The sequence below is a fragment of the Cellulomonas sp. SG140 genome, from assembly GCF_025770785.1.
Taxonomy (GTDB): Bacteria; Actinomycetota; Actinomycetes; order Actinomycetales; family Cellulomonadaceae; genus Cellulomonas.
The window spans coordinates 330,518-356,957 of sequence record NZ_JANZLA010000002.1 but is presented as its reverse complement, the minus strand read 5'-3'; the positions used below and the strand labels follow the sequence as shown (position 1 = coordinate 356,957).

The following is a 26,440-nucleotide window of genomic DNA, read 5'->3' as shown; positions in this document are numbered from 1 at the left end:
ATGACGAGCTCCGAGCTCTCCCCTGCGCCCGCGGCCGCACCGGCCGCCGACGCCATCGCCTCCGCCCGCGCACTGACCAAGGTCTACGGATCCGGGTCCACCGAGGTGCACGCCCTGCGCGGCATCGACGTCGAGCTGGGCCGCGGCGAGCTCACCGCGATCATGGGGCCCTCGGGATCGGGCAAGTCGACGCTGATGCACTGCCTCGCGGGTCTCGACCGGCCGACCTCCGGCACGGTGGTCGTGGACGGGCAAGAGGTGTCGGCGATGTCGGAGCGCCGGCTGACCAAGCTGCGGCGGGACCGGGTCGGCTTCATCTTCCAGGCGTTCAACCTGGTGCCGACCCTGACGGCGGCCGAGAACATCACGCTGCCGCTGGACATCGCGCGACGGCCCGTCGACCGGGAGCTCTTCGACGAGGTCGTGGACGCCGTCGGCCTGCGGGACCGGCTGACGCACAAGCCGGCCGAGCTGTCCGGCGGCCAGCAGCAGCGCGTCGCGTGCGCGCGCGCCCTCGTGTCCCGGCCGGCGGTCGTCTTCGCCGACGAGCCGACCGGCAACCTCGACTCGCACGCGTCCGCCGAGGTGCTCGGCTTCCTGCGGCGCAGCGTCGACACGCTCGGCCAGTCGGTCGTCATGGTGACGCACGACCCGCGCGCGGCCTCGTACGCGCACCGCGTGCTGTTCCTCGCGGACGGGCTCTTCGTCGCCGAGCTGACCGACCCGACCGCCGCCGGCGTGCTCGACACGCTGGCCGGCCTCGAGGGCCTCGCCGCGCGGCCGCGGTCATGAGGCGCATCGCCTGGCGCGCCGTGCGCGCGCACCTCGGCCAGTTCGCCATGTCGATCGTCGCGGTGGCCCTCGGCGTCGCGTTCGTCACCGGCACCTTCTCGCTGCGCGAGATGCTCTCGTCCACGTTCGACGAGATCGTCGGCGCCTCCACCACCGCCGACGCCTACGTCCGGGTGCCCGACGACGGCTCGAACGTCGTGTCCGGCGAGCGGTCGGCCGCCCCCGGTCTCCCGCTCTCCCTGGCCGGCACGCTGGAGCGGGTCCCCGGCGTGCAGGCGGTGATCCCGTCGCTGTCCGGGCCGATCACGCTGGTCGGCGCGAACGGCACCGCCGTCCGGAGCACGCAGGCGCCGAGCTTCGCACTGGCCTACGACCGCCGGGACCCCTCGGTCGCCGGGCTGACGGGCCGGGCACCCGTCGGACGCGACGAGATCGCCGTCGAGCGGCACACCCTGGACTCCTCCGGCCTGCACGTCGGTGACCGCACCAAGGTCGTGCTCCTCGGGGACGTCCACGACGTCACCGTGGTCGGTGCGGTCGACTTCGGTGCGCCGATGGCCGGGGCGACGATCGTGCTCCTCGACCCCACCGTGGAGCAGGCCGCCTTCGCGCCGGCCGGGACGACGTCCTCGTTCCAGGTGTACGCCGACAGGTCGGCCGGACTGACCGAGCAGCAGCTGGTGGACCGCCTGGCCCCCGTCGCGAGCGCGGCGCACGCCCAGGCGCTGACCGGTGCGGCGATGCGCACCGAGACCAGCTCGCAGATCTCCAAGCAGCTCGGCTTCGTGTCCACCTTCCTGCTCGTCTTCGCGCTGCTCGCGCTGTTCGTCGGCGCCTTCATCATCGCGAACACGTTCACCATGTCCGTGCGGCAGCGGATGCGGGAGTTCGCCCTGCTCCGGGCCGTCGGCGCGTCGCCGCGGCAGGTGTTCGGGTCGATCCTCACGCAGTCCGCCCTCGTCGGGGTGATCGGCTCGGCCATCGGCGTCCTTGGCGGCCTCGGCCTCGTCGAGCTGATCGGCGTGGTGCTGCAGCGGATGGACATGACGCTGTCCACCCGCGTGCCGCTGTCCACGTCGACCGTGCTCATCGGGCTGGTGGTCGGCACGGGCGTCTCCGTCGCCGCGGCCTCGCTGCCCGCCCGGCGTGCCGCCGTCGTGCCGCCCGTCGAGGCGATGCGCGACGAGGTGACCGTGAACGAGCGGTCGCTGCGGCTGCGCGCCTGGGCGGGCCTGGTGCTCGTCGTCGCCGGTGCGGCCGCCGTGGTGCTGGCGGCCGTCCGCCCGCACCTCGGTTCCGCCGGCACCCTGCTGGGCGTCGGGGCGGGGTTCGTCCTGATCGGGACGCTCGTGGTCGGTCCGGTCGTCGTGCCGGCCGTCGTGCGGCTGCTCGCCGCGCCCGCGGTGGCGTGGCTGCGTCCGGTCGGCCGGCTCGCCCGCGGGAACGTGGTGCGGAACCCGCGCCGCGCCGCCAACACCGCCGGAGCGTTGACCATCGGCATGGCGCTGGTCGGTGCGGCCGCCGTCATCGCGGCGAGCACCCAGGCGTCGGTCGGATCGCTGGTCAGCTCGGAGGTCAGCGCGGACTACGTGCTGCGCACCGGCATGAGCGACACGGTCGCGCCCGCACTGCTCCAGAAGGTGCAGGCGCTGCCGTCCGTGCAGCAGGCGGAGGGCTTCCCGTGGACGCACGTGCTGGCGGCGGTGGGTCGCGCACCGACGGGCGCGGACGGGCAGGCTCTCGTCGCCGTCGCGCCGACCATGGTCGGGTCGCTGCTGCGGCCGTCGTCGACCGAGGGTTCGGTGACGCAGGCCCTCACCGGCGGCGAGCTCGTCGCCGACAAGCTGCTCGCCAAGGACAAGGGCTGGAAGATCGGCGACACCGTGTCCGTCACCGGCCCGCTGGGCGAGAAGTCCCTGCGGATCGGGGCGATCGCACGGTCGGGCGCCGTCGGGCAGGCGCTCTGGGCCTCCCCCTCGGTGGTCGACACCCTGGTGCCCGCCGCGCAGCAGCCGGACACGACCGTCCTGGTCAAGGCCGCCGCCGGCGCGGACCTGAACGCCTTGCGAACGCAGCTGACCGACCTCTCACGCCCCTACTACGTCGTGTCCGTCATGGACTCGAAGCAGTTCGTCGACGGGCTCGCCGCGCAGGTCAACCAGATGCTGGCCATCCTGTACGCGCTGCTCGGCCTGTCGGTGGCGATCGCCGTCCTCGGGATCGTCAACACCCTGGCGCTCTCGGTGATCGAGCGGACGCGGGAGATCGGACTGCTGCGGGCGGTCGGTCTGGGACGGCTCCAGCTGTCGGGGGTGATCACCGTGGAGTCGGTCCTGACGGCCGTGTGCGGCACGGTGATCGGTCTCGCGGTCGGCATCGGCCTGGCCGCCTCGCTGCCCCGGCTCTACGCCGACCAGGGGCTGTCGCAGCTCTCGGTGCCGGGGTCGAGCCTGGCCGGGATGCTCGTGCTGGCCGTGCTGGTGGGTGTGGTCGCCGCGGTCTGGCCCGCGGTGCGCGCGGCTCGGCTCCCCGTGCTGGACGCCGTCGCGCAGGAGTAGCCAGGAACGGCGGCCGGTGGCGCGACAGGGGGCGCGTCCACCGGCCGTCGCGGCTCAGCGCGCCCAGCCCTCGCTCGGCACCCCGGCCACCGCGATCTCGTCGCGCTTGTCGCTGAACAGCCGGATGATGCTGACGGACGCCGGCGCCACCCGCAGCTGCGACCACGACCCCGGTGCGGCCCCCATCGTCACGCCCAGCATCGCCCGGATCGCCACCGCGTGGCTGACGACGACGACGGTGCGGCCCTCGCCGGCCGCCTGGAGCCGGTCCAGCCCGGCGCGCACCCGCCCACCCACGTCCGCGATCGACTCGCCGCCGGGTGGCCGGACGGTGCCGAGCGTGTGCCATGGCTCGAGCTGCCCGGGCCAGCGCTCCTCGACCTGTTCGGCGGTCAGCCCCTGCCACGCTCCGAAGTCTGCCTCCCGGAACGTGGCGTCGGTCTCGACGTGCAGCCCCAGCCGTCCCGCCACGACGGCGGCGGTCTGCTGCGTGCGCACCATCGGCGACGCGACCACCCGGCTCGGGTAGGCGATGTCACCCCACAGGTCGCGCCCGACCCGGTCGACGAGCGCGGCCACGTCGGCAGCCTGGCGCCGCCCTGTCTCGTCCAGCGGCGGTCCCGGCTCGCTCGAACCGGAGTAGCCGCGTGAGACGGTCATCGCCGTCTGCCCGTGCCGCACCAGCACGACGGTGACCGGCTCCTCCTCGTCGAACCGCACGCCCGCCCCGGACGGGCGAGGACCACGCCGAGCCGAGGAGCCGTCGGCTGCCGGGGACGACGACGGGTCCCCTGACGAGGGGCGCACGGAGCTCACGGACGAACTCTGACGGTGGTCGGGCGGCGACGCCACCCGGTGCCCCGGCCGGGCACCGGCACCCGTCAGCGGACGAGGATCCGCCCGCACTCCTCGCACCGGACCACCTGGTCCTCCGGCGCCGACCGGATCCGCTCGAGGTCGAGCGGGTTGAGCTCCATCCGGCACCCGTCGCACTGCCGGCCGCGCAGCGCCGCCGCGCCTCGACCACCGAGCTGCGCACGGAGCCGCTCGTACACCGCGAGCAGACCGGCATCCAGACCGGCCGACGCGCGCTGCCGCTCCTCCCGGAGCCGGGCTGCCTCGTCGTCGAGCTCGCGCTCCGCCTGCTCCCGCTCGGTCGCGGACGCCGACTGCTGCTCGACCAGCGCCTCGTGCGCCTTCTCGAGCTCCGCCAGCGCGGCCGTGTGCGCCTCCAGGCGCTCCATCACCGCCAGCTCGACCTCTTCCAGGTCGGCCTGCCGCCGGGCCAGGCTCTCGATCTCGCTGGTCAGGGCCTGAGCGTCCTTGGCGCCGGCGCCCGCCTGGAGGCGCGCCTGGTCCCGCACCGCCCGGCTGCGCACCTGCTCGACGTCGGTCTCCGCCTTCGACAGCTCCCGGCGCAGGTCGCCGGCCGCCGTGCGCGACGTGACCAGCGCCGTGTCCAGGTCCGCGAGCTGTGCCTCCAGCTCGCGGATCCGCTCGAGCACCGGCAGGGTCCGGCGGCGGTGCGCGTTCTGGTCCAGGCGTGTGTCGAGCTCCTGCACCTCGAGGAGGCGGTGCTGGTCGGCGGCGGGGGCTGTGGTCACGAGTCTCCTTCGGGTGCGCCGCCCAGCGGCGCCGGACCGTCCACACGGGCGGTCCACGGATCGGTGCGCAGACTGCTGACGCGGGTGCTCACGGTAGCGCCCGCCGCGCCGAGGTCCTGCTCGAGCGCCGCCGCGGCGCGGGTCAACCACGGCCACTCCGACGCGAAGTGCGCGGTGTCGACCAGCGCGGGGACGCCGGTCGGCGACTCGAAGAGCGCGCGCTCACGCTGCTCCGAGGCGGGGTGGTGGCGCAGATCGGACGTCACGTACACGTCGACCCCGGCCGCGCGGACGGCATCGAGCTCGCTGTCGCCCGAGCCGCCGAGCACGGCGACACGCTCGACGCGAAGGTCGGGCGCACCGGCGTACCGCACACCCTGGGGTGTGGCGGGCAGGGCCGACGCGACCGCTCGTGCGAAGGCGTCGAGGGTCGTCGGGGTGGGCAGTCGCCCGACGCGACCGAGACCTGTGCCACCCGGCAGCGCGGCCAGCTCCAGCACGTCGAACGCCGGCTCCTCGTACGGGTGCGCCGAGCGCATCGCGGCGACCACCGCCGCACGCCGGTCCCGGGTCGCGACCATCTCGACCCGCGCCTCCACGACGCGCGCCCGCTCCCCGGGTGCCCCGACAGCGGGCCGCGCCGCGTCGGACGGCACGAACGTGCCCTCGCCGGTGCTCGACCACGCGCACCGGCTGTACTCGCCCAGCGCCCCCGCGCCCGCGGCCGCCATCGCGTCGACCACCCGCTCCGCATCTCCTACCGGCACGAACACCACGTGCTTGTCGAGCGCGGGTCCCGGGTCCGCAACCAGGGGCCGGGTGTCCACGAGGCCGACCGCGGCCGCCAGGGCGTCGGCGACGCCGTCGGCGGCCGCATCGGCGTTCGTGTGGGCGTTGTACAGCGCCGTGCCGCCGCGCAGCAGCCGGTGCACGACCGACCCCTTGAACGTCGTCGCGGCGACGGAGTGCACGGGCCGCAGGAAGAGGGGGTGGTGGGTGACGACCAGATCGGCGCCCCACTCCAGCGCCTCGTCCACGACGGCGGCGACGGGGTCGACGGCGAACAGCACGCGCCGCACGGCCTGTTCCGGGTCCCCGACGACCAGGCCCACCGAGTCCCACGGCTGTGCCGTCGCCGGTGGGTACCGCCGGTCCAGCGCGCGGACGACGTGCGCCAGGGTCGGCGTACCTGGGGGCGGCGGGCTCGAGGCGCTCATCGCCGCCAACCTATCGCCCGGTCGGGGCACCGCTAGGCTGTGGCGTCCTCGGGGCCTGTAGCTCAGTTGGTCAGAGCGCCGCGCTTACACCGCGGAGGTCGTCGGTTCGAGACCGGCCGGGCCCACCCTCGTCGCTCCGTCGTCGCCGCTCCGCGTCCCTGCGGAACGGTCAGCGACCACGGCCGCGGGTCGCGAGCCGGGTGGCGGACCAGTCCGGGGCGATCGAGAAGGTCGACATCGCGTGCAGGCCCGACGTCGTGGCGGCCTCCTCGATGTCGCTGTGCGACACGTGACCCGCACGGCCGGCCTTGGGCGTCAGCACCCAGATCGGTCCCGCGCCGTCCAGCACCGTCATGGCGTCCACCAGGGCGTCGGTCAGGTCCCCGTCGTCCTCCCGGAACCAGATCAGGGCGCCGTCGGTGACGTCGTCGTAGTCCTCGTCGACCAGCTCCGAACCCGTCAGGGCCTCGAGCCCCCGGCGCAGGTCCTCGTCGACGTCGTCGTCGTAGCCGAACTCCTGGATCACCTGCCCGGAGATGAAACCCAGATGCGCCGCCTGCGCGGCTGCGTCGTCCGCGGTGGATGACACGACCTGACTGCTCCCTTCGGGCCGACCTGCTGATGACCGCACACGCTAGCCCACGCACCTCGGGTTGGCCCCGGCAAGAGGTCTCAGGCGCCGCGCGCCGTCCGGTGTCGCCGACGTCACGCTGCTGCACGGGTCCTCGTGTGACTTTCGGCCCACGGACGGCGGAGAATGTCGAACACTGCCCGATGCGCCGCGGCCACAGCCGCCACCCGCGGAGGGACCGGATGCGCGCCGGGGCGACCAACGTCCCAGCGCGCACGAGAGCGCAAGGAGCGAAGGTGGCGTCGATCGACGAGACGGGTCCCCTCATCGGCGGACTTCTCAGCCAGGTTCCGGACATCGACCCCGAGGAGACCGGGGAGTGGCTCGAGTCGCTGGACGGGCTGATCGACTCGGAGGGCGGCCCGCGCGCCCGCTACGTGCTGATGAGCATGCTGCGGCACGCGCGCCAGCGGAACGTGGCGATCCCGGCCTCGCTCAACACGCCGTACGTGAACACGATCGCGGTGCACAACGAGCCGTACTTCCCCGGCGACGAGGTGATGGAGCGCCAGTACCGGCGGCTGATCCGCTGGAACGCGGCCGTGATGGTGACGCGCGCGCAGCGTCCGGGCGTCGCGGTCGGCGGCCACATCTCGTCGTACGCCTCCGTGGCGACGCTGTACGAGGTCGGCCTCAACCACTTCTTCCGTGGCAAGGACCACCCGGGCGGCGGTGACCAGGTGTACTTCCAGGGCCACGCCTCCCCCGGCGTGTACGCCCGTGCCTTCCTCGAGGGCCGCCTGACCGCTGAGCAGCTCGACGGCTTCCGCCAGGAGCTGTCCCACCCGGGAGGCGGTCTGCCGTCCTACCCGCACCCCCGTCTGCTGCCCGACCTGTGGGAGTTCCCGACCGTGTCGATGGGCCTCGGCCCGTCGTCGGCGATCTACCAGGCGTGGACCAACCGGTACCTGCACGAGCGCGGCATCAAGGACACCAGCCAGCAGGACGTGTGGGCGTTCCTCGGCGACGGCGAGATGGACGAGCCGGAGTCGCGCGGCATGCTGCAGCTCGCGTCGTCGCAGGGCCTGGACAACCTGACGTTCGTCGTCAACTGCAACCTGCAGCGGCTGGACGGACCGGTGCGCGGCAACGGCAAGATCATCCAGGAGCTGGAGGCGCAGTTCCGCGGCGCCGGCTGGAACGTCATCAAGGTGATCTGGGGCCGTGAGTGGGACGTCCTGCTCAACGCCGACAAGGACCGCGCGCTGGTCAACCTGATGAACGTCACCCCGGACGGCGACTTCCAGACCTACCGGGCGGAGGACGGCGCGTTCATCCGGGAGCACTTCTTCGGTCGCGACCCGCGGACCAAGAAGCTCGTCGAGAACATGACGGACGACGACATCTGGGCCCTCAAGCGCGGCGGCCACGACTACCGCAAGGTGTACGCCGCCTACAAGGCCGCCCGGGAGCACACCGGCCAGCCGACGGTGATCCTCGCCCACACGATCAAGGGCTACGGCCTGGGCTCCGGGTTCGCCGGCCGCAACGCGACGCACCAGATGAAGAAGCTCAAGGTCGACGAGCTGAAGACGCTGCGGGACACGCTGCACCTGCCGATCACGGATGCGCAGCTCGAGGAGAACCCGTACCTGCCGCCGTACTACAACCCGGGTCCGGACGACGAGGCGATCCAGTACATGCTGGAGCGGCGTCGCCAGCTCGGCGGGTTCGTGCCGGAGCGCAGGTCCACGTACAAGCCGCTGACGCTGCCGGAGCCGAAGGTGTACGAGCGGCTCGCCAAGGGCTCCGGCTCGCAGCCGGTGGCCACCACGATGGCGCTCGTCCAGCTGTTCAAGGACCTGGTCAAGGACAAGTCGATCGGCTCGCGGCTGGTGCCGATCATCCCGGACGAGGCCCGCACCTTCGGTCTCGACGCCATCTTCCCGAGCGCCAAGATCTTCAACACGCTCGGCCAGCACTACATGGCGGTCGACCGCGAGCTGATGCTCTCCTACAAGGAGTCGCCGTCCGGCCAGATCATGCACACCGGCATCAACGAGGCCGGTTCCGCCTCGGCGTTCCAGGCGACGGGCACCAGCTACGCGACGCACGGCGAGCCGCTGATCCCGTTCTACTTCTACTACTCGATGTTCGGCTTCCAGCGGACCGGCGACCAGTTCTGGGCCGCCGGCGACCAGATGGCCCGCGGGTTCCTGGTCGGCGCCACCGCCGGCCGCACCACGCTGACCGGCGAGGGGCTCCAGCACGCCGACGGCCACTCGCCGGTGATCGCGGCGACCATGCCGCACGTCGTGCACTACGACCCCGCGTACGGGTACGAGATCCGGCACATCGTGCGGGACGGCATCGAGCGCATGTACGGCGACGGGACCGACGGGCGCGATCCGAACGTCGTCTACTACCTGACCGTCTACAACGAGCCGATGCCGCAGCCCGCGGAGCCGGAGAACGTGGACGTCGAGGGCATCCTGCGCGGCATCTACCTGCTGCAGCCTGCCGAGGGCGACGGCCCGCGCGCCCAGATCCTCGCCTCCGGCGTGGGCGTCCCGTGGGCGCTCGAGGCGCAGCAGCTGCTCGCCGAGGACTGGGGCGTACGCGCCGCGGTGTGGTCCGTGACCAGCTGGAACGAGCTGCGCCGCGACGGCCTCGCCGCGGACGAGCACGCCTTCCTGCACCCCGGTGAGCCGGCACGCGTGCCGTACCTGACCGCCAAGCTCGCCGGTGCGGAGGGTCCGTTCGTCGCCACGTCGGACTTCGACCACCTGGTCCCCGACCAGGTGCGCGCCTGGATCCCCGGCCGGTACGCCACCCTCGGTGCCGACGGCTTCGGCTTCTCCGACACACGCGCCGCCGCACGCCGCCACTTCAAGATCGACGGTCCGTCGGTCGCGGTGCGGGTGCTGCAGCAGCTTGTCGCCGAGGGTGCGGTGGACCCGTCCCTGCCGGGCCAGGCCATCGAGCGGTACCGGCTCCACGACGTCACGGCCGGCACCTCCGGTTCCACCGGCGGCGACAGCTGACGGCTACCTCGTCGTCCGTCGCGGCCCGTCCGGTGCTTCCGGGCGGGCCGCGGTGCTTCCAGCCGCAGCGCGCCACGGTCTGCGACCCGGGCAGCCGCACGCGCACCCGGGGTCCAGGGTCACGTGCCTGGGAGAGCCTGCTCCGCCTCGGCGACCGCCTGGGTCAGCTCCGCCCGCATCGCCTGCACGGCCGCCTGGTCCGGGTAGAGCGACAACGCGTCGAGGTGCTGCTTGGCGTCCAGCGGCCGTCCCGCCTCGATGGACGCGAGCACGAGCTCGCGCGCCACCTCCGGGTCGTGCTCACGGGGCCGCCAGTGGCCCACGCCGAGCCCGAGCGCCTCGACCGGCTGACCGGCCTCGCGCAGCAGCGCCAGGCCTTGGGCCAGGGCGCGCCCCGAGGGGTCGCGCTCGGCGGCCGTCACGACGCGCCGCATGGTCCCGTCGTGGTCGTCGTGCACCGACAGCCGGGCCAGCTCGATGAGCGGGTACCACCCGCGCGGGTTGCCGGCGAACTCCTCGGCGAGCGCCCAGACGGCGAGGTCGGCGGCGTGCCGCCGCTCCTGCTCGTCCGCAGGTGCGGTCAGCGGGTCCTGGTCCGCGACCGACTCCGACGCCCGGCGCCGGACGATCTCGGCGAGCGCCTGGAAGGCCCGCTCGTTGTTCGGGTCGTCCGCCAGCATGGACCGCAGCGCGTCCTCGTGGAGGGTGTCGCCGCGACGCTGGCTCGACGTCGGACGACGCGCTCCGACGCGTGATGCCGACGACGGGCGTCGGATCAGCTGACGGAGACGAGGCAGGAGTGCCATGCAGCGACCATAGCCGAGGGCGTCTCGCCGCACCCGGCTACGCGGAGACCGCAAGGGGCCGTCCGGTGCCACCGGTCGCCGCCGCGGCCCGACGACACGTTCGGGGCGCTTTGTCGACTCCCCACAAGTGCGCCCGTATGCTCCGGGCATGAACCCTGCGAGCCCCCGTGGTGGACCCGCTGACGGTCGTACGTCGACGACAGCGGGACGGGGCCCCGACGGCACGCACCGCCCGCCGCGCGGACCACGGGTGGCCCCGTCCCCCTCCACCAGCCCGGAGACGCAGCGCCGCGTGCGGGAGGCCGCAGGCGATCTCGCCGCGGCGACGATGCGCCGCCTCGACGCCGACCTGGAGTGGTACCGGGCACTGCCCGCCGAGGACCGGTCGTGGGTGGGACTGGTCGCCCAGGCGGGCATCACGGCCTTCGTCCAGTGGTTCTCGGACCCGACCCGCGCACCCGCCGGAGCCGGGGAGATCTTCTCCGGCGCGCCGCCCGAGCTCACCCGGTCGATCTCGTTGCAGCACACGCTGCAGCTGGTGCGCATCGGCGTGGACGTCGTCGAGGCGCACAGCGACCGTCTCGCCGCACCGGGCGAGGAGAGGGAGCTGCGTGAGGCGGTGCTGCGCTACTCCCGGGAGGTCGCCTTCTCGGCGGCGGACGTGTACGCCCGTGCGGCGGAGGTGCGCGGCGCGTGGGACGCCCGCCTCGAGGCGCTCGTCGTCGACTCCCTGGTCCGCGGCGACGTCGACGACTCGCTCCGGTCCAGGGTCGCCGCGCTCGGCTGGCGCGGCCACGGCGCGATGCTCGTGGTGGTCGGCACGACGACGTCCTCGCTGGAGGAGGTCCGCGCCACCGACCTGCGTCGCGCGACGCGTCGCGAGGCCGACGTCCTGGTCGGCATCCAGGGTGACCGTCTCGTCGTGTTCCTCTCCGGCGACGGCGACCTCGGTGCCGTGGTGACCAGCCTGCTGCCCCGGTTCGGTCCCGGGCCCGTCGTGGTGGGGCCGCCGGCCCAGGACCTGGCCGACTGCGCCCGCTCGGCGCGGGCGGCGCTGGCCGGCCTCCAGGCGGCCGCGGCCTGGGCGAACGCCCCACGACCGGTCCAGGCGGACGAGCTGCTGCCCGAACGTGTCCTGGTCGGGGACGCCACCGCCCGTCGCCAGCTGGTCGCCCGCGCCTACGCGCCGCTCGCCGCCGGGCAGGGCGCCCTGCTCGACACCTTGACCGCCTACCTCGGCACCGGACGTTCGCTCGAGGCGGCCGCGCGGTCGCTCTACGTGCACCCGAACACGGTCCGGTACCGCCTGCGCCGGGTCGCGGAGATCACGGGCTGGGACCCGCTCGACGCTCGCGACTCGTACGTGCTCCAGACGTCGGTCGCGCTCGGACGCCTCGACGGCGTGGTGCCCTCGAGCTGACGGCCTTGTAGGACTCTCACAAGGGCGTCCGATGAGGTTGGTGCCCGCCGTGACCGGGACGGGTTGACGTCACCCGGCACAGTGGTCGGGTGCTCGTCGTCGTCTGCCCCGGCCAGGGTGCCCAGTCCCCCGGCATGCTCGCCCCCTGGCTCGAGGTGCCCGGCGTGGCCCCTGCGCTCCACCGTGCCGCAGAGGTGACGGGCGTCGACCTGGTCCGCCACGGCACCACGTCGGACGCCGACACCATCCGCGACACGGCGGTCGCCCAGCCCCTGCTGGTCGCCTCGGCGCTCGCGTCGTTGCGAGCGGTCCTCGGCGCCTTCGAGCCCACGAGCGGCTGGACCGGGGCGACCGCCGGACGGCTGGGCGGGGTCGGGGGGCACTCGGTCGGAGAGCTCGCCGCACTGGCGATCTCGGGCGTGGTGTCCGACGACGAGGCGCTGCGCCTGGTCGCCGTCCGGGGCGCCGCGATGGCACGGGCAGCCGCTGCCGGGCCGACCACCGGGATGAGCGCCGTGCTCGGCGGGGACCCGCAGGAGGTGCTGGCCGCGATCGCCCGGCACGGGCTCGTGGCCGCCAACGTCAACGGTGGCGGCCAGGTGGTCGCGGCAGGCCCGCTGGACCGCCTCGCTGCGCTGGCCGCAGATCCGCCGGCCAAGGCCCGGATCATCGCCCTTCAGGTCGCCGGAGCGTTCCACACCGACGTGATGGCCCCAGCGGTGGCCGACCTGCAGGCGGCAGCCGACCAGGTGGTGCCCGCGGACCCGACCACCCCGCTGCTGAGCAACGCCGACGGCGAGCTCGTCTCGTCCGGCGCCGACGCCCTCGCCCGCGTGGTCGCGCAGGTCGCGCGGCCGGTCCGGTGGGACCTGTGCCAGCAGACGATGGCGGAGCAGGGCGTGACCGGGCTGCTCGAGGTGGCCCCCGGCGGCGTCCTGACCGGACTGGCCCGGCGTACGCTGCCCGGGGTCGAGACCGTCGCGCTGAAGTCGCCGGCCGACCTGGACGCCGCGCGGGACCTCGTGCTCCGGCACGCCGCGCCCACCGCGAAGGAGCAGCAGTGACCCGTCCCACCCTGACGCAGTCCAGCGGTGCCGCGCACAGCCGGATCCTCGGTCTCGGAGGCGCACGCGGCGAGCGCGTCGTGCCGAACGACGAGCTGGTCGGCCCGATCGACTCGTCCGACGAGTGGATCCAGCAGCGCACCGGCATCGTCACCCGGCGCCGGGCCGGTGCCGACGTCTCGGTGCTCGACCTCGCCGAGGAGGCGGCCCGCGCCGCGATCGCCGACGCGGGGCTGACCGGCGCGGACATCGACGCGGTGATCCTGTCGACCGTCACCTACTTCCACCAGACGCCCGCCGGCGCCGCGATCGTCGCCGATCGGATCGGCGCGACGCCCGCGGCGGCGTACGACATCTCCGCGGCGTGCGCGGGCTACTGCTACGGCATCGGCCAGGCCGACGCCCTCGTCAGGGCCGGAGCCGCACGCAACGTGCTGGTGATCGGCGCCGAGAAGATGAGCGAGTTCGTCGACCCAACCGACCGGTCGATCTCGTTCCTGCTGGGCGACGGCGCCGGCGCCGTCGTCGTCGGTCCGTCCGACTTCCCGGGAATCGGCCCGACGGTGTGGGGGTCCGACGGCGGGCAGTCCCAGCTGATCCGGCAGACGCACTCGTGGCTGCAGTGGCGCGAGGACTCCTCGCTCGGCTGGCCGACGCTGCGGCAGGAGGGTCAGTCGGTGTTCAAGTGGGCCGTCTGGCAGATGGCCCCGATCGCGCAGAAGGCGCTGGACGCCGCCGGCGTGACGGCCGACCAGATCGACGTCTTCGTGCCGCACCAGGCGAACATGCGGATCATCGACCTGCTGATCAAGCAGCTGAAGCTGCCCGAGACCGTCGTGGTCGGACGTGACATCGCCGACACCGGCAACACGTCGGCCGCCTCGATCCCCCTGGCGACGGAGCGTCTGCGCCGCGAGGGCAAGGCGAAGTCCGGCGACCTGTGCCTGCAGATCGGCTTCGGCGCGGGGCTCGTGTACGCCGCCCAGGTCGTCGTGCTGCCCTGACGCCGTCGCGACCCGCTGTAGGTTTCGTCCGACCCGCACCACCGACACGAGGAGAACCCCCATGGCGTACACCGAGCAGGAGATCCTGGCCGGCCTGGCCGAGATCGTCAGCGAGGAGACCGGCCTGCCGACCGACTCCGTCCTGCCCGAGAAGTCCTTCACCGACGACCTCGACATCGACTCGCTCTCGATGATGACGATCGTCACGCTGGCCGAGGAGAAGTTCTCGGTCACCATCCCCGACGACGAGGTCAAGAACCTCGCCACCGTCGGCGACGCCGTGTCGTTCATCGCCGGCGCACAGGCCTGATCGGCTCCGGCCGCTGTCACCGGCCGGTGCCGAGGCCCTCGGGGCCCGCGCCGGCCGGTGACACCCCCGTCCCCCTCACGACCAGGAGCATCCGATGACACCCGTACCCGACGTCGTCGTCACCGGGATGGGGGCCACCACGCCCCTCGGCGGTGACCTCACCAGCACGTGGAACGCCGCGCTCGCCGGTGAGTCGGGGGCACGACCCTTCGACAACGACTGGGTGGAGCGGTACGGGCTCCCCGTCACCTTCGCGGCCACCATCAAGGTCTCGCCCCGGGACGTCCTCCCGGTACCGGAGCTGAAGAAGCTGGACCCCTCCGCCCAGTACGCGATGATCGCGACCCGCGAGGCGTGGGCGGACGCCGGCTCGCCCGAGGTCGACCGCGAGCGGCTCGGCGTCGTGGTGTCGTCGGGCATCGGCGGCATCTGGACCACGCTCGACGCCTGGGACACGCTGCGCGAGAAGGGCGCCCGTCGCGTCCTGCCGATGACGGTGCCCATGCTCATGCCGAACTCGCCGACGGCATTCGTGTCGCTCGAGCTCGGGGCGCGCGCCGGTGCGCACGCCCTGGTCTCGGCGTGCGCGAGCGGCGCGGAGGCGATCGGCTACGCCGTGGAGATGATCCGCAGCGGCCGGGCCGACGTCGTGGTCGCCGGCGGTACCGAGGCCTCGATCCACCCCATGCCCGTCGCGGCCTTCGCGGCGTCCCGCACGCTGTCGCTCCGCAACGACGACCCGCAGGCGGCGTCCCGGCCGTACGACGTCGACCGCGACGGGTTCGTGCTCGGCGAGGGGGCCGGCATCGTGGTGCTGGAGAGCGCCGAGCACGCCGCCGCCCGCGGTGCCCGGGTCTACGCCCGGATCGCCGGTGTCGGGCTGTCCTCGGACGGCTACCACATCACGTCGCCCGAGCCGAGCGGTGACGGCCAGATCCGCGCGATGAGCGCCGCGCTGAAGGACTCCGGTGTCGCTGCCCGCGACGTGGTGCACGTCAACGCGCACGCCACCTCGACCGTCGTCGGCGACCTGATCGAGGCGCGGTCCATCCGGGGGCTCCTCGGCGACGAGGCGGACCACGTGGCCCTGTCCGCCACCAAGTCGATGACGGGGCACCTGCTGGGCGGCGCGGGAGCGCTGGAGACGATCTTCACGGTCCTGGCGCTGCACGACCGCCAGGCGCCGCCGACGATCAACGTCGACAAGCCCGACCCCGAGCTGGTGCTGGACCTGGTCCGGTCCGAGCCGCGGCCGCTGCCGGACGGTCAGATCGCCGCCGTGAACAACTCGTTCGGCTTCGGCGGGCACAACGTGGCCCTGGTGGTCACCTCCGCCTGACCGCGGCACCGCCTGACAGCGACGCACGACGGGCGCCCGACGACCCAGGTCGTCCGGCGCCCGTCGTCGTTCTCAGGTCGGGAGAGGGCCTCGGTCGCCTGCGTCAGCCGACGCGGTGCAGCCAGCGGACGGGTGCCCCGGCGCCGGCGTACCGGAACGGCTCGAGCTCGTCGTCCCACGCCTGCCCCAGCGCGAGGTCCAGCTCGGCACGGAGCCGGGCAGCGTCGCCGGCGTGCTCGAGCGCGGCACGGATGCGGTCCTCCGGCACGACGATGTTGCCGTGCACGTCTGTCGCGGCGTGGAAGATGCCGAGCTCGGGAGTGTGGCTCCATCGCGCGCCGTCGGCGCCGTGGCTCGCCTCCTCGGTCACCTCGTACCGGAGGTGCGCCCAGCCGCGCAGAGCCGACGCGAGCCGCGCACCGGTGCCCTGCGGACCCTGCCAGGACAGCTCCGCGCGGTAGAAGCCCGGCCCCGCCGGCTGCACGGTCCAGTCCATGCTGACGCGCACCCCGAGCGTGTTGCCGGCCGCCCACTCGACGTGGGGGCACAGCGCGCGGGGTGCTGAGTGCACGAAAAGAACACCGCGGGTCAGAGCACCGGCCATGTCATCCTCCTGGGCGGATCGAGGTTCGCCTTCCCCAACGACCTCGCTCAGCACCCGGGAGGCTGCGTGGCGCTCGCGGCGTACGGGGCCAGCATGCCTGACGACACGCCGGGTGCGCCAGCGCCACCGCGGCGCGCCCCGCTCCGACGGGCTACAGCTGCTCGCGGATCGCCCGCATCGCCTTCTTGCGCACGGACCGCTCGAGGCGGTCGAGGTACAGCATCCCGTCGAGGTGGTCCACCTCGTGCTGCAGGGCGCGCGCCATGAGCTCCGTGCCCTCCACGACGACCTCGTGGCCGTCGAGGTCGGTGCCGACCACCCGCGCGTACCAGGCGCGCCGCGTGGGGTACCAGAGGCCGGGCACCGAGAGGCAGCCCTCGTCGCCGTCCTGGTACTCGTCCTCCGACAGCTCGGCGATCACGGGGTTCAGCACGTAGCCGATCTCGTCGTCGATGTTCCACGAGAAGGCGCGCAGGCTGACGCCGATCTGGTTGGCGGCCAGGCCGGCACGTCCCTCCTGGTCGACGGTCTCCAACAGGTCCTCCACGAGCCCGCGGACGCGGGCGTCGATGGTCGTCACGGGGTCGCACGGGGTGCGCAGCACGGGGTCGCCGACGATCCGGATCTCACGCAGGGCCATGGCTCGATCCTCCCATGAAGCGACGGGGCGCCGGTGAGCCCTCGGCTGCGTCGCCTGCCGGGTGTGACGCACCAGACGAACCCCGACGTAGGCCGGAGCGTCCGGGCGGCGTACTGTGGTCTTTGTACTGACTGGTCAGTGTGAGAGAGGTCGTATGAACACCGACGCACGCCATCCGTCCGACCCCACCGCTCTCGCCTCCGCGCCCGGGCGGGTCCCGACTGCCGTACGGGCCACCGGGCTCGCCCTGCACGGCAGCAGGGGCGTCGTCTACGGACCGGTGGACCTCGAGCTGCCGAGCGGTGGCCTGGTCGTGGTGCAAGGGCCGCAGGGTGGCGGGCGGTCCAGCCTGCTCCTCACGCTCGCGGGCCGGATGGTGCCCGACGCCGGGTCGCAGCTGGAGGTCCTCGGCGAGCCGCTCCCCCGGCGACGCCGAGCTGTGCAGCGACGGGCCGCCGTGGCCGGCTTCGCCGGTATCGACGACCTCGACGGTTCGGTGACGGTCGGTGCGACCGTGCGCGAACGCCTGGCGTGGCTGCGACCGTGGTGGGCGCGCTCGCCGCGGGTCGACCAGACCGCCTTCGGCCGGCTGGCCGCTCCGGTGTTCGGGCCGCGTCCCCTCCCCCAGGTCGACACCCTGGTCTGGGACCTCGACGAGGTCGACGCCATGCTGCTGCGCGTCACGCTGGCCATGGCGCAGCGACCCGACCTCCTGCTGGTCGACGACGTCGACCAGGTGCACGACAGCACGCGGCGACAGACGGTCTGGAGCTGCCTCGAGGCGCTGACGACGTCGGGCACCACGGTCGTCGCGGCCGTCGCGTCCCTCGACGAGCTCGCGCGGATGCACTGGACGTCGCCACCGACGCGGGTGGCGCTCGCCTCAGGCCCCCACGCGGTGCCCGCGGCCGCCTGACACCGACCCGGTGCGCCTCCCCCGACCACGACTTCCGAGGACTGTGATGACGTCTCTCACCTCCACCGGCACCGAGCTGCGCCGGTTCCGCCACGGGCTGCTGCCCAAGCTCGCCATCGCCGCGATGGTGCTGGTCCCGCTGCTGTACGGCGCCCTGTACCTGTGGGCCTTCTGGGACCCGACCGGGCACCTCGACCGACTGCCCGTCGCCCTGGTGAACGCCGACACGGGCACGGTGCGGGACGGCGCACCCGTGCACGCGGGTGACGAGGTCACCACGGCGCTGGTCGACTCGAAGGCGCTGAAGTGGGTCCGCACGGACGCCGGGGACGCGGCGGCGGGCGTCCGGGACGGGCGCTACTACTTCGCTCTGACCGTCCCGGCCGACTTCTCCGCCTCCGTCGTGTCCGCCGGTGGAAGCGACCCGCATCCCGCCCAGCTGCAGGTGACGTACGACGACACCAACTCGTTCCTCGCCACGACGCTCGGCCGGAGCGCGATGGCGCAGGTGTCCGACGCCGTCCGGGCGACGATCGGTCAGCAGGCCGCCGACCAGGTGCTGGTCGGGCTCGGGTCGGCCCGCGACGGCTTCGCCCGCGCCTCGGACGGTGCGCTGACGCTGCAGGCGGCAGCCGGGACGCTGTCGTCGGGCGCGCACCAGGTGGCCTCCGGTGCGGACGCGGCCGCCGGGGGCGCCGCGAGCCTGGCTTCCGGCAGCTCGGCGGCAGCGAGCGGGTCGGCCACGCTGGACAAGGGGGCGCACGCCCTCGCGGAGGGCACGGCGACCCTCGCGACGGGCGCCCAGGCCAGCGCCGCGGGCGCACGCACGCTCGCCGACGGGGCCGCCCGGCTCGCCGACGGCAGCGCGACGGCCGCGACGTCGGCAACCGCGCTCGCCACGGGTGCCGCACAGGTGTCCGCCGGCGTCACCAGCACCGCGGGGCAGGTCTCCGCGCTGGCGAGCCAGCTCGGCGACCTGTCCGGCGGCCTCACGTCCGTCATGATGTACCTCGCCGCCCGGGCGCCGGTCGACCCCACCGCTGCCGCGCTCCTGAGCGGGCTGCAGAAGGACGCCGCCGCGTTGCCCTCGGCAGACCAGCTCGCCCAGACCACCGACCAGCTGTCCCAGCTCCAGGCGGGTGCGGCCAAGGTCGCCGGCGGTGCAGCCCAGCTGAGCTCCGGGCTGAGCACGCTGAGCACGTCCGCCTCCCAGCTCAGCTCCGGTGCCACCGCGCTGGCCGGCGGGACTTCGCAGGTGTCCGGCGGAGCGGTGTCGGCCGCCGCCGGGGCGCACGACCTCGCGGCCGGTGCGGACCAGCTCGCCGCCGGCACCGCCGCGCTCGCAGCAGGTGCCACCACGCTCGCGGGCGGCACGAGCACCCTGGCGTCCGGCGCCTCGCGCGTCGCCGCAGGCTCGGACCAGCTCGGAGCCGGCTCCGCCACGCTGGCAGGCGCGCTGCAGACCGGTGCCTCGTCCATCCCGGCGGACGACCCGGGGACGCAGACGGCGCGCGCCGCGACACTGAGCACGCCCGTACGGCTGGCCAGCACCGACGTGCACGCCGCCGCCGGGTTCGGCGAGGGGTTCGCGCCGTTCTTCATCCCGCTGGCGCTCTTCGTCGGCTCCCTGATCACCTGGCTGCTGCTGCGGCCGTTGCCCTCGCGGGCGCTGGCGACGCCGGCGTCGGGCTGGCGTGCGACGTTCGCCGGGTTCCTGCCGGCGATGGTGATCGGCGTCGCCCAGGTGGCGGTGATGCTCGCCGTCATCCACTGGGGGGTGGGGCTGCAGCCGGCGTCGGCGGTAGGCACCGTGGCGTTCACGCTGCTGGTCGTCGCGGCGTTCCTCGCCCTGCAGCAGATGCTGGTGGCCGTGCTCGGCCCCGCGGGAGGGAAGGTGGCCGTCCTGGCGCTGCTGATGCTGCAGCTCGCCTCCTCCGGTGGCACCTACCCGGTGCAGACCACCCCTGCCTTCTTCCAGGCGGTGCACCCGTGGCTCCCCATGAGCTACGCGGTCAGCGGGCTGCGCGAGGTGATCACGGGCGGCGCCGACGGGCGGCTGCTGGTCGCGGTGCTCGTCCTGGTCGGTGTGCTGGTCGGGTCGCTCGCGATCACCGCGTGGCGTGCCGGCCGGATGCGCACGTGGACGCTGTCACGCCTGCACCCCGTGCTGTCCATCTGACAGGCTTCCGCACATGGCGGCCACGAGGGACCACATCGTCTCGGCAGCACTCGCGCTCGTGGCGGACCGCGGCATCGCCGCGACGTCGATCGACGACATCGCGGCGGCCGCGGGCGTGGCCAAGGGCAGCGTGTTCTACAACTTCGGCAGCAAGTCGGCTCTGTTCGAGACGATCATCGCCGAGGGCGTCGCCCGGCTGACGGCCGCGCTGCAGGCGGCGAGCGACGGCCTGACCGGTCGGGCGGCCGTCGAGGCGATGGTGACGCAGCTGCTGGTGCACATCCGCGACCACCCCGACTTCGCCAAGCTGGCGGTCGCCGAGGTGTTCCGGACAGGACGTCAGTGGCAGGAGTCCATCCGCAACATCCGCGAGGACTCGATCGGCGCGTTCCGCACCGTGGTCGCGCAGGCGTGGCCCGAGCGGGACTCGACGCTCACGGCGGCCGCGCTGTTCGGCGCCACGGTGATCACGGGGCTCGAGTGGCTCGTCTTCCAGCCGGACCGTTCGCTGGAGGACGTCCGGGACGCCGTCCTGGCCACCATCCGGTAACCCGTCGACGCACGAACGCCGGTGGTGACCCTCGCGGTCACCACCGGCGTTCGACTGCTGTGCGGGATCTCGGTCTGCGCGACCGGGGGCCTCAGTCCGCCACGCGCTGCTGCGGGACACCCTCGAGCAGCTGACGGACCTCGTCCTCGTGGAACCGGCGGTGCCCGCCGAGCGTGCGGACCGCGGAGAGCTTGCCCGCCTGCGCCCACCGGGTGACGGTCTTCGGGTCGACCCGGAACATGACCGCGACCTCACCAGGGGTGAGGAGTGCGCCCTGCGGGAGCGTGGTGTGGGTGGTTGCCATCTGTGGCACTCCTTGTCGTTCGGTAGCTCGGCTGACCTGCGTGGGTCCCGTGGCTTTGCGTCCCCGCCTTGCGGTGGGTTTGCCGTTTTTCGCTGACAGCAGGGGACTATGCCCGAAAACAGGACATCTGCGCAACAACCGCCCTCTCCACGCACCGCCGATACCGGGTGAAATGTGCGCAGCGGTAGCCTGCCCTCGCACCAGGGGCAGTAGCTCAGCCGGTCAGAGCAGCGGACTCATAATCCGTCGGTCGTGGGTTCAAGCCCCACCTGCCCCACGCACGGCCCGCCCAGGGCCTCACCCCGGACGCCATCCGCGTCCCCGCCGACGGTACGGAGGTACCGATGTCCCTGCTCTCGCACCGTCCCCCGGCCGAGGTCCGCCGACGGCTGGACCTGGCGCACGGGGACGCCCTGCTGGTCGCCGTGCGGATGACCGACGACCGGTGGGCGGTGGCGAGCCGCCGGGCGCTGCACCTGGTGCCGGCCGTCGGCGAGGTGGCGCACGTGCCGTGGTCGACGATCGAGCGCGGCACGCTGGACACCGCCAGCCACACGTTGACGGTGCACTGGGTGACGGGCGCCACGGCGGCCGTCGAGCTTCCGGAGGACGCCGACGGCAAGGCGTTCGCCCGCACGTTCCGGGAGCGCGTCCAGCAGTCGGTGGTGCACACGACGAGCGTCACCGTCCCCGGAGGCGGGCAGGTGCAGGTGGCGCTGCGGCGCGGGGAGGACGGCGAGCTGTTCACGCAGGTGCTCGGCGGCCCGCGCGTCGACCTGACGGACCCGCAGGTGCGACGCCTCCTGGACGAGGCCGAGGCGCGGGTGCGCGAGGCTGCCGGGCTTCGCTGAGCGACACCGGGCCGGGCTCCGGTCGTGTCGGGGCGCACCCAGCCGGCTGATACAGTTCTGCCCGCGATCCCCCGTAGCTCAATTGGCAGAGCATCCGACTGTTAATCGGAGGGTTACTGGTTCGAGTCCAGTCGGGGGAGCAAACCCCCAGGTCGCAGTGTCGTGACCGGTCACCGACAGCGTCGGTCCCCCGTTCACCCCCTAGTTGGACACAGGGAACCACGGACGCTCGCCACGCTTGGCCTGCTGAGTAGCCAGCGCTGCCTTTGCGCGGTGCACGAGGCCAGGCGGCAACCGATCGCCGTACCCGGACACGACGATTCTGACGTGGCCCGCCGCGTCCCTCGTGAACTCCGCCTGTCCTCCCTCCAGTACGACTACGGCCCGGGCGGGACGCGTCTGCGCCGTCCGCGGTGCCGCAGGGAGGCGACGAGCGCGGCGGCGCGGGCTGGAGCTCGCTCGCGAGGCGCGTGCCTCATCTAGCAGCGACTTGGCGAACAAGGGGGCTATCAGCACAGTCACCATGGCCATGACCGCCCAGTACACGACGGTGTCAAGGATGGGAACGCCGAAGAGAAGCACAAGCAAGCCGAGGGTGAGTGATCCGCTCGTCCTAACGTCCCCGGGCAAAGGAAGCCGCCCGCCCGCGAACGTGACCCACGTGAACCACAGACCCCAGATCGTTGACGCGATCGATCCCACCACGGCGAGAGTCCCGCCGATGGTCCGGGCGACGCCAGACGTTGCGTCCATATGGCGAACGTAGAGCGGCGTCTTCGCGCCGGAGAGGTAGTTCGCGGGTGATCCACCACCCCGGTCATAGTCTCGGCGGGTGTTCCTAGCTGGGGTGATGTCCACGTTGGCCGGCACGATGCTCGCCGGGTACGTCCTCTGGCGAGACTGGCGCAAGCACCGGCGTGGCGAACCCATCGTCCCCGTGCGGCGCTGGGTATCGCGCGCACGGCGCCTCCTTGGTCGGCCGTGGCGCGGAAGCGGGACGCCTGCAGACGATGTCCTGGTGACTGACGCTGTGACAGCGGAGCTCACGACCGGGTGGGACGCCGACGCGGATGTGCACGAGCAACTGTGGTTGCTCAACCGCAGCGTGAACCTCCTGTCCTTGAGAGAGGCCGAGCACCATGACGAGGCCAGCGCCAAGTTCCGCGAACTCGAGAACGATCGGGACTCGATCGCGAGGGACGTTACGGACGTTCGCGAACAGCTCACTGATGTCGCCACGGGCAGCGTCCGACTGGAACTCCTCGGGCTGGTGCTCGTAGGCATCGGCACCGTGCTGTCTGCCTTCGGCGGGCACTAGCGCGTCAGAGCACCGTCGCCGTCCACCGGTCCGCCACGTCACGAGGCATGTAGACGCCTTGGGTCAACTTCGTTCCGCAAATGCGAACGTCTAGGGACTTCTGGGGCTCCCCGTGGTCCTGCTCAGGCCCGCCGGGCAACGTTGAGGACCGCACCCCAGCCCCTGCGGAGCCTTCCGTCCGTGCGGCGGGCCAGTCGACGGCGAATCTCGTTGAAGAGGCGCTGGCGGTCGTCGGGCGCCATCGCGATGTGGCCGGAGAAGGTGCGCAGCAGCCGGATGTAGCTGTCCGCGTCGTAGTCGACCGTCCAGTCGAAGTGGTCGACCGTGACCATGTGGAACAGCCCGGACGCCTCGATCTCCTCGCGAAGGTCCGGTAGCTCGCCCGGAGCCGGACGCCGGGGCTCGGCCGGTCCACCCTTGCCGATGGCGTCGTAGACCTCCTGAAGCTCCGCGAAGAACGGGTCGCCGCCGACGGGGAAGACGTGCTCCGTGCCCCAGACCGCGAGGTGCCCGTCAGGACGAAGAGCCCGCGCCGCAGCGGCGTACCGGATCTCCGGATCGACCCAGTGCCACGACGTGGCGGCGACCACGGCGTCGTAGGCGCTCCGCTCGCCGTGCCAGTCCTCGAGGGTTGTCTCGACGACGTCGACCCGATAGTCCGCCAGCAACTCCCGTGCGCGAGCGGCCAACGCCGGCCCGGGCTCGAGTGCGGTGACACGCAGCCCGCGCTGAGCCAGCGCCGACGTGGCCTTGCCAGGCCCGGCGCCGACTTCCAGGACTCGATCACCCGGCCTCAGACCGGTCGTCACCATCAACCGGTCGAAGAGCTGGGCCGGATAGTCGGGCCGCGCGCCCATGTACAGATCCGCCGCCGAATCGAACGTCCTGGCCAGAGCTTCGCGTTCCTCACTCATCGGCCCAGTCTTCGCTCACCGCCTCGCGCGCGGGAAGGCGGGGGCGGCGACCAGTCGTCTGCCTGGTGGGGGTTCTTCGCTGTCCGGACGGACGTTCGGCGCGGCTGCGCGCTACCGGTCCGGCCGCCGTGTTAACGTTGCCACGCATCGGGACGGACGGTTCGCACACGGTCGTCCTGGTCCGGTGACGGCAGACACGACAGCCTCGGATGACGGCGTCGACCTCGGGAAGGAGCGCAACGCACATGACGTGGTTGGTCACCGGCGGAGCCGGGTACATCGGCTCGCACGTGGTTCGGGCGTTCCAGTCGGCCGGTGTCGAGGCCGTGGTCCTGGACGACCTCTCCTCCGGGCACCGCCGCTTCGTCAGCGAGGGGACTCCCCTGGTGGTCGGCTCCGTGCTGGACACCGAGCTGGTGACGCGCACGCTGCGCGAGCACCGCGTCGAGGGCGTCGTGCACCTCGCCGGGTTCAAGTACGCCGGCGTGTCCGTGCAGCGCCCCCTGCACACGTACGAGCAGAACGTCACCGGCACCGCGCACCTGCTCGGGGCGATGGCGGCGGCCGACGTGACGGCGATCGTCTTCTCCTCGTCGGCGGCGGTCTACGGCACGCCCGACGTCGACGTCGTCACCGAGACCACCCCGACGCGGCCCGAGTCCCCGTACGGCGAGAGCAAGCTGATCGGCGAGTGGCTGCTGGCCGACCAGGCGACCGCGACCGGCCTGCGGCACACGTCCCTGCGGTACTTCAACGTGGTCGGATCCGGCCACGACGACCTGGTGGACACGTCGCCGCACAACCTGTTCCCCCTGGTGTTCGACGCGCTCCTGGCCGGGCGTACGCCCGTGGTCAATGGCGACGACTACCCGACCCCCGACGGAACGTGCGTGCGCGACTACGTGCACGTTCAGGACCTGGCTGAGACCCACGTCGCCGCCGCGCAGGCGCTCGCGGCCGGCACCCCGCTGCAGGCCGTCTACAACCTCGGCGCCGGCGACGGTGTCTCGGTGCGGCAGATCATGACGGCCATCGCGCAGGTGACCGGGACGCCGTTCGAGCCCGTCGTCGGCCCGCGCCGTGCGGGTGACCCGGCACGCATCGTCGCCTCCGGGGCGCTCGCCGCGCGCGACCTCGGCTGGGACCCCCACCGCACGCTCACCGACATGGTGGCGAGCGCGTGGCACGCACGTCAGACCCACCCCACCACCGACTGACACGAGAGGACGCCGCCACCGATGCCGAGCGCCATCCAGCCCTCCTGGGACGACCCCACGGGCGCCGCCCGCGCCACCGAGCTCTTCACGCAGGCGTTCGCCACCCCGCCGGACGGTGTGTGGGCCTCCCCCGGTCGCATCAACCTGATCGGTGAGCACGTCGACTACAACGCCGGGCTCTGCCTGCCGCTCGCCCTGCCCCACCGCACGTTCGCCGCGGTCCGGGCGAGGGACGACGACCGGGTGCGGCTGGTCTCGGCACAGGCGCCCGGGTCCGTCTTCGAGGGGTCGCTCGACGACCTCGGCCCCGGCCGGGCGACCGGGTGGACCGCCTACGCGGGTGGTCCGGCGTGGGTGCTGCGCGACGAGGGCGTGCCGGTGCGCGGCTTCGACGCAGCCGTCACGTCCTGCGTTCCGTTCGGTGCCGGGCTGTCGTCGTCGGCCGCCATCGAGGGTGCAGTCGTGCTGGCGGTCCGCGAGCTGGCCGGCGTCGGCCCGCTGGACGACGGCGCGCGTGCCGACCTGACGGCTGCGTGCGTCCGCGCGGAGAACGAGATCGCCGGCGCACCGACGGGCGGCATGGACCAGGCGGCCAGCCTGCGGTCCCGCGCCGACCACGCCCTGCTGCTGGACTGCCAGGACCTCTCGGTGGACCACATCCCGTTCGCTCCTGCGGCCGACGGCCTGGCGATCCTGGTGATCGACACCCGGGCGCCGCACAGCCTGAACGACGGGCAGTACGGGCTGCGTCGGCAGCAGTGCCAGTCCGCCGCGAAGAAGCTGGGGCTCGGCTCGCTGCGAGAGGTCACCGACCTCGACGCGGCACTGCTCGCCCTGACCGACCCCGTCGAGCGGGCCCGCACGCGGCACGTCGTCACGGAGATCGCCCGCGTCCGCGAGTTCGTCGCGCTGCTGCGCTCCGGGGCCCTGGCGGGCACGGGTCCGCTGCTGGACGCGTCGCACGCCTCGCTGCGCGACGACTACGAGGTCTCGTGCGAGGAGCTCGACGTGGCGGTGGAGACCGCTCGGGCGGCCGGGGCCCTGGGTGCGCGGATGACCGGTGGGGGCTTCGGCGGGTCGGCGATCGCCCTGGTCCGGGCCGTCGACGTGGCCGCGGTGGCCGATGCCGTCTCGGCGGCCTACGCCGCACGCGGGTGGGGTGAGCCGGGCTTCCTGGTGGCGGACACCGCCGCACCGGGTGCGCGGGTCGTCTGAGCA

24 protein-coding genes, 3 tRNA genes and 1 riboswitch are annotated in these 26,440 nt (G+C 73.2%); of the genes, 18 read left to right on the top strand and 9 right to left on the bottom strand.

What is annotated here, in order from left to right; genetic code table 11:
• Both N0B34_RS05470 and N0B34_RS05465 read left to right on the top strand, forming a co-directional pair.
• The gene (locus N0B34_RS05470) at positions 1–792 is read left to right on the top strand and encodes an ABC transporter ATP-binding protein (protein ID WP_263730302.1); all 792 of its coding nucleotides are present in this window, start codon (positions 1–3) and stop codon (positions 790–792) included.
• Positions 789–3,350, top strand: coding sequence for an ABC transporter permease (locus N0B34_RS05465; protein ID WP_263730301.1), 2,562 nt, complete (start codon positions 789–791; stop codon positions 3,348–3,350). Before N0B34_RS05470 ends, N0B34_RS05465 begins: the two co-directional genes overlap by 4 nt.
• Positions 3,351–3,404: 54 nt before the next feature.
• Here the strand turns inward: N0B34_RS05465 and N0B34_RS05460 are convergent, their stop codons facing one another.
• The 3 genes from N0B34_RS05460 to N0B34_RS05450 all read right to left on the bottom strand — a co-directional run bounded on the left by N0B34_RS05460 (position 3,405) and on the right by N0B34_RS05450 (position 6,171).
• On the bottom strand, positions 3,405–4,166 hold the full coding sequence (locus N0B34_RS05460; protein ID WP_263730300.1) for a histidine phosphatase family protein: 762 nt from the start codon (positions 4,164–4,166) through the stop codon (positions 3,405–3,407).
• A 65-nt stretch (positions 4,167–4,231) separates the two neighbouring features.
• Positions 4,232–4,954: a zinc ribbon domain-containing protein gene (locus N0B34_RS05455; protein ID WP_263730299.1), complete on the bottom strand. Its 723-nt coding sequence runs from the start codon at positions 4,952–4,954 to the stop codon at positions 4,232–4,234.
• On the bottom strand, positions 4,951–6,171 hold the full coding sequence (locus N0B34_RS05450) for a Nif3-like dinuclear metal center hexameric protein (RefSeq protein ID WP_263730297.1): 1,221 nt from the start codon (positions 6,169–6,171) through the stop codon (positions 4,951–4,953). The genes N0B34_RS05455 and N0B34_RS05450 overlap by 4 nt, the downstream gene beginning before the upstream one ends.
• Before the next feature lie 51 nt (positions 6,172–6,222).
• Between N0B34_RS05450 and N0B34_RS05445 the strand changes: the two genes are divergently transcribed.
• Positions 6,223–6,296, top strand: a tRNA-Val gene (locus N0B34_RS05445).
• A 44-nt stretch (positions 6,297–6,340) separates the two neighbouring features.
• Here the strand turns inward: N0B34_RS05445 and N0B34_RS05440 are convergent.
• On the bottom strand, positions 6,341–6,760 hold the full coding sequence (locus N0B34_RS05440; protein WP_263730295.1) for a DUF3052 domain-containing protein: 420 nt from the start codon (positions 6,758–6,760) through the stop codon (positions 6,341–6,343).
• Between the two features lie 278 nt (positions 6,761–7,038).
• Between N0B34_RS05440 and aceE the strand changes: the two genes are divergently transcribed.
• The gene (aceE, locus tag N0B34_RS05435; RefSeq protein ID WP_263730294.1) at positions 7,039–9,786 is read left to right on the top strand and encodes a pyruvate dehydrogenase (acetyl-transferring), homodimeric type; all 2,748 of its coding nucleotides are present in this window, start codon (positions 7,039–7,041) and stop codon (positions 9,784–9,786) included.
• A gap of 119 nt (positions 9,787–9,905) precedes the next feature.
• Here aceE and N0B34_RS05430 read toward each other — a convergent pair whose 3' ends face one another.
• Positions 9,906–10,592 carry a hypothetical protein gene (locus N0B34_RS05430; RefSeq protein WP_263730293.1) on the bottom strand — a complete coding sequence of 229 codons (687 nt, stop codon included), beginning with the start codon at positions 10,590–10,592 and terminating at the stop codon, positions 9,906–9,908.
• A gap of 148 nt (positions 10,593–10,740) precedes the next feature.
• Between N0B34_RS05430 and N0B34_RS05425 the strand changes: the two genes are divergently transcribed.
• The 5 genes from N0B34_RS05425 to N0B34_RS05405 all read left to right on the top strand — a co-directional run bounded on the left by N0B34_RS05425 (position 10,741) and on the right by N0B34_RS05405 (position 15,729).
• Positions 10,741–12,012 (top strand): PucR family transcriptional regulator, encoded by a 1,272-nt coding sequence (locus tag N0B34_RS05425; protein ID WP_412175697.1) that lies wholly within the window; start codon positions 10,741–10,743, stop codon positions 12,010–12,012.
• 89 nt (positions 12,013–12,101) lie between these two features.
• Complete coding sequence (locus N0B34_RS05420; protein WP_263730291.1) at positions 12,102–13,076, top strand: ACP S-malonyltransferase; 975 nt, start codon at positions 12,102–12,104, stop codon at positions 13,074–13,076.
• Positions 13,073–14,080 carry a beta-ketoacyl-ACP synthase III gene (locus N0B34_RS05415; protein WP_263730290.1) on the top strand — a complete coding sequence of 336 codons (1,008 nt, stop codon included), beginning with the start codon at positions 13,073–13,075 and terminating at the stop codon, positions 14,078–14,080. Before N0B34_RS05420 ends, N0B34_RS05415 begins: the two co-directional genes overlap by 4 nt.
• A gap of 61 nt (positions 14,081–14,141) precedes the next feature.
• On the top strand, positions 14,142–14,390 hold the full coding sequence (locus tag N0B34_RS05410) for an acyl carrier protein (protein WP_263730289.1): 249 nt from the start codon (positions 14,142–14,144) through the stop codon (positions 14,388–14,390).
• A 94-nt stretch (positions 14,391–14,484) separates the two neighbouring features.
• Entirely contained in the window at positions 14,485–15,729 is a 1,245-nt protein-coding gene (locus N0B34_RS05405) for a beta-ketoacyl-[acyl-carrier-protein] synthase family protein (protein WP_263730288.1), read from the top strand.
• Between the two features lie 103 nt (positions 15,730–15,832).
• On the opposite strand, the gene N0B34_RS05400 is transcribed toward N0B34_RS05405, so the two are convergent.
• Both N0B34_RS05400 and def read right to left on the bottom strand, forming a co-directional pair.
• On the bottom strand, positions 15,833–16,333 hold the full coding sequence (locus tag N0B34_RS05400) for a DUF3145 domain-containing protein (protein WP_263730287.1): 501 nt from the start codon (positions 16,331–16,333) through the stop codon (positions 15,833–15,835).
• A 151-nt stretch (positions 16,334–16,484) separates the two neighbouring features.
• Positions 16,485–16,973, bottom strand: a complete 489-nt coding sequence (def, locus tag N0B34_RS05395) for a peptide deformylase (protein ID WP_263730286.1) — start codon at positions 16,971–16,973, stop codon at positions 16,485–16,487.
• Between the two features lie 154 nt (positions 16,974–17,127).
• On the opposite strand from def, the gene N0B34_RS05390 reads away from it, so the two are divergent.
• The 3 genes from N0B34_RS05390 to N0B34_RS05380 are packed head-to-tail and all read left to right on the top strand — an operon-like array spanning position 17,128 to position 20,618.
• Entirely contained in the window at positions 17,128–17,889 is a 762-nt protein-coding gene (locus N0B34_RS05390; RefSeq protein ID WP_263730285.1) for an AAA family ATPase, read from the top strand.
• 46 nt (positions 17,890–17,935) lie between these two features.
• Entirely contained in the window at positions 17,936–20,068 is a 2,133-nt protein-coding gene (locus N0B34_RS05385; protein WP_263730283.1) for a YhgE/Pip family protein, read from the top strand.
• A gap of 13 nt (positions 20,069–20,081) precedes the next feature.
• The gene (locus N0B34_RS05380; protein WP_263730282.1) at positions 20,082–20,618 is read left to right on the top strand and encodes a TetR/AcrR family transcriptional regulator; all 537 of its coding nucleotides are present in this window, start codon (positions 20,082–20,084) and stop codon (positions 20,616–20,618) included.
• A 91-nt stretch (positions 20,619–20,709) separates the two neighbouring features.
• Here the strand turns inward: N0B34_RS05380 and N0B34_RS05375 are convergent, their stop codons facing one another.
• Complete coding sequence (locus N0B34_RS05375; RefSeq protein WP_263730281.1) at positions 20,710–20,922, bottom strand: BldC family transcriptional regulator; 213 nt, start codon at positions 20,920–20,922, stop codon at positions 20,710–20,712.
• A gap of 18 nt (positions 20,923–20,940) precedes the next feature.
• A riboswitch (cyclic di-GMP riboswitch) is annotated at positions 20,941–21,016 on the bottom strand.
• 109 nt (positions 21,017–21,125) lie between these two features.
• On the opposite strand from N0B34_RS05375, the gene N0B34_RS05370 reads away from it, so the two are divergent.
• The 4 genes from N0B34_RS05370 (at position 21,126) to N0B34_RS05355 (ending at position 23,091) form a co-directional block, all read left to right on the top strand.
• Positions 21,126–21,199: transfer RNA gene (locus N0B34_RS05370), tRNA-Ile, on the top strand.
• Between the two features lie 67 nt (positions 21,200–21,266).
• Entirely contained in the window at positions 21,267–21,773 is a 507-nt protein-coding gene (locus N0B34_RS05365) for a hypothetical protein (RefSeq protein WP_263730280.1), read from the top strand.
• A 67-nt stretch (positions 21,774–21,840) separates the two neighbouring features.
• A tRNA-Asn gene (locus N0B34_RS05360) sits at positions 21,841–21,913 on the top strand.
• A gap of 878 nt (positions 21,914–22,791) precedes the next feature.
• Entirely contained in the window at positions 22,792–23,091 is a 300-nt protein-coding gene (locus N0B34_RS05355; protein WP_263730279.1) for a hypothetical protein, read from the top strand.
• Positions 23,092–23,213: 122 nt separating this feature from the next.
• On the opposite strand, the gene N0B34_RS05350 is transcribed toward N0B34_RS05355, so the two are convergent.
• On the bottom strand, positions 23,214–24,005 hold the full coding sequence (locus N0B34_RS05350; RefSeq protein WP_263730278.1) for a class I SAM-dependent methyltransferase: 792 nt from the start codon (positions 24,003–24,005) through the stop codon (positions 23,214–23,216).
• A 245-nt stretch (positions 24,006–24,250) separates the two neighbouring features.
• Here N0B34_RS05350 and galE point away from each other — a divergent pair, with 245 nt between their 5' ends.
• Positions 24,251–25,222: a UDP-glucose 4-epimerase GalE gene (galE, locus tag N0B34_RS05345; RefSeq protein ID WP_263730277.1), complete on the top strand. Its 972-nt coding sequence runs from the start codon at positions 24,251–24,253 to the stop codon at positions 25,220–25,222.
• Positions 25,223–25,243: 21 nt separating this feature from the next.
• Positions 25,244–26,437: a galactokinase gene (gene galK, locus N0B34_RS05340; protein WP_263730276.1), complete on the top strand. Its 1,194-nt coding sequence runs from the start codon at positions 25,244–25,246 to the stop codon at positions 26,435–26,437.
• The last annotated feature ends 3 nt before the right edge of the window (positions 26,438–26,440 follow it).

What these genes read in the sequence shown, in the direction of transcription:
- N0B34_RS05465 (WP_263730301.1), top strand. Translation starts at nt 789, where the DNA reads ATGAGGCGCATCGCCTGGCGCGCCGTGCGCGCGCACCTCGGCCAGTTC.
- def (WP_263730286.1), bottom strand. Translation starts at nt 16,973, where the DNA reads ATGGCCCTGCGTGAGATCCGGATCGTCGGCGACCCCGTGCTGCGCACC.
- N0B34_RS05380 (WP_263730282.1), top strand. Translation starts at nt 20,082, where the DNA reads ATGGCGGCCACGAGGGACCACATCGTCTCGGCAGCACTCGCGCTCGTG.
- galK (WP_263730276.1), top strand. Translation starts at nt 25,244, where the DNA reads ATGCCGAGCGCCATCCAGCCCTCCTGGGACGACCCCACGGGCGCCGCC.
- N0B34_RS05410 (WP_263730289.1), top strand. Translation starts at nt 14,142, where the DNA reads ATGGCGTACACCGAGCAGGAGATCCTGGCCGGCCTGGCCGAGATCGTC.
- N0B34_RS05390 (WP_263730285.1), top strand. Translation starts at nt 17,128, where the DNA reads ATGAACACCGACGCACGCCATCCGTCCGACCCCACCGCTCTCGCCTCC.
- N0B34_RS05430 (WP_263730293.1), bottom strand. Translation starts at nt 10,592, where the DNA reads ATGGCACTCCTGCCTCGTCTCCGTCAGCTGATCCGACGCCCGTCGTCG.
- N0B34_RS05425 (WP_412175697.1), top strand. Translation starts at nt 10,741, where the DNA reads ATGAACCCTGCGAGCCCCCGTGGTGGACCCGCTGACGGTCGTACGTCG.
- N0B34_RS05375 (WP_263730281.1), bottom strand. Translation starts at nt 20,922, where the DNA reads ATGGCAACCACCCACACCACGCTCCCGCAGGGCGCACTCCTCACCCCT.
- N0B34_RS05400 (WP_263730287.1), bottom strand. Translation starts at nt 16,333, where the DNA reads ATGGCCGGTGCTCTGACCCGCGGTGTTCTTTTCGTGCACTCAGCACCC.
- N0B34_RS05405 (WP_263730288.1), top strand. Translation starts at nt 14,485, where the DNA reads ATGACACCCGTACCCGACGTCGTCGTCACCGGGATGGGGGCCACCACG.
- N0B34_RS05385 (WP_263730283.1), top strand. Translation starts at nt 17,936, where the DNA reads ATGACGTCTCTCACCTCCACCGGCACCGAGCTGCGCCGGTTCCGCCAC.
- N0B34_RS05365 (WP_263730280.1), top strand. Translation starts at nt 21,267, where the DNA reads ATGTCCCTGCTCTCGCACCGTCCCCCGGCCGAGGTCCGCCGACGGCTG.
- N0B34_RS05450 (WP_263730297.1), bottom strand. Translation starts at nt 6,171, where the DNA reads ATGAGCGCCTCGAGCCCGCCGCCCCCAGGTACGCCGACCCTGGCGCAC.
- N0B34_RS05470 (WP_263730302.1), top strand. Translation starts at nt 1, where the DNA reads ATGACGAGCTCCGAGCTCTCCCCTGCGCCCGCGGCCGCACCGGCCGCC.
- N0B34_RS05350 (WP_263730278.1), bottom strand. Translation starts at nt 24,005, where the DNA reads ATGAGTGAGGAACGCGAAGCTCTGGCCAGGACGTTCGATTCGGCGGCG.
- galE (WP_263730277.1), top strand. Translation starts at nt 24,251, where the DNA reads ATGACGTGGTTGGTCACCGGCGGAGCCGGGTACATCGGCTCGCACGTG.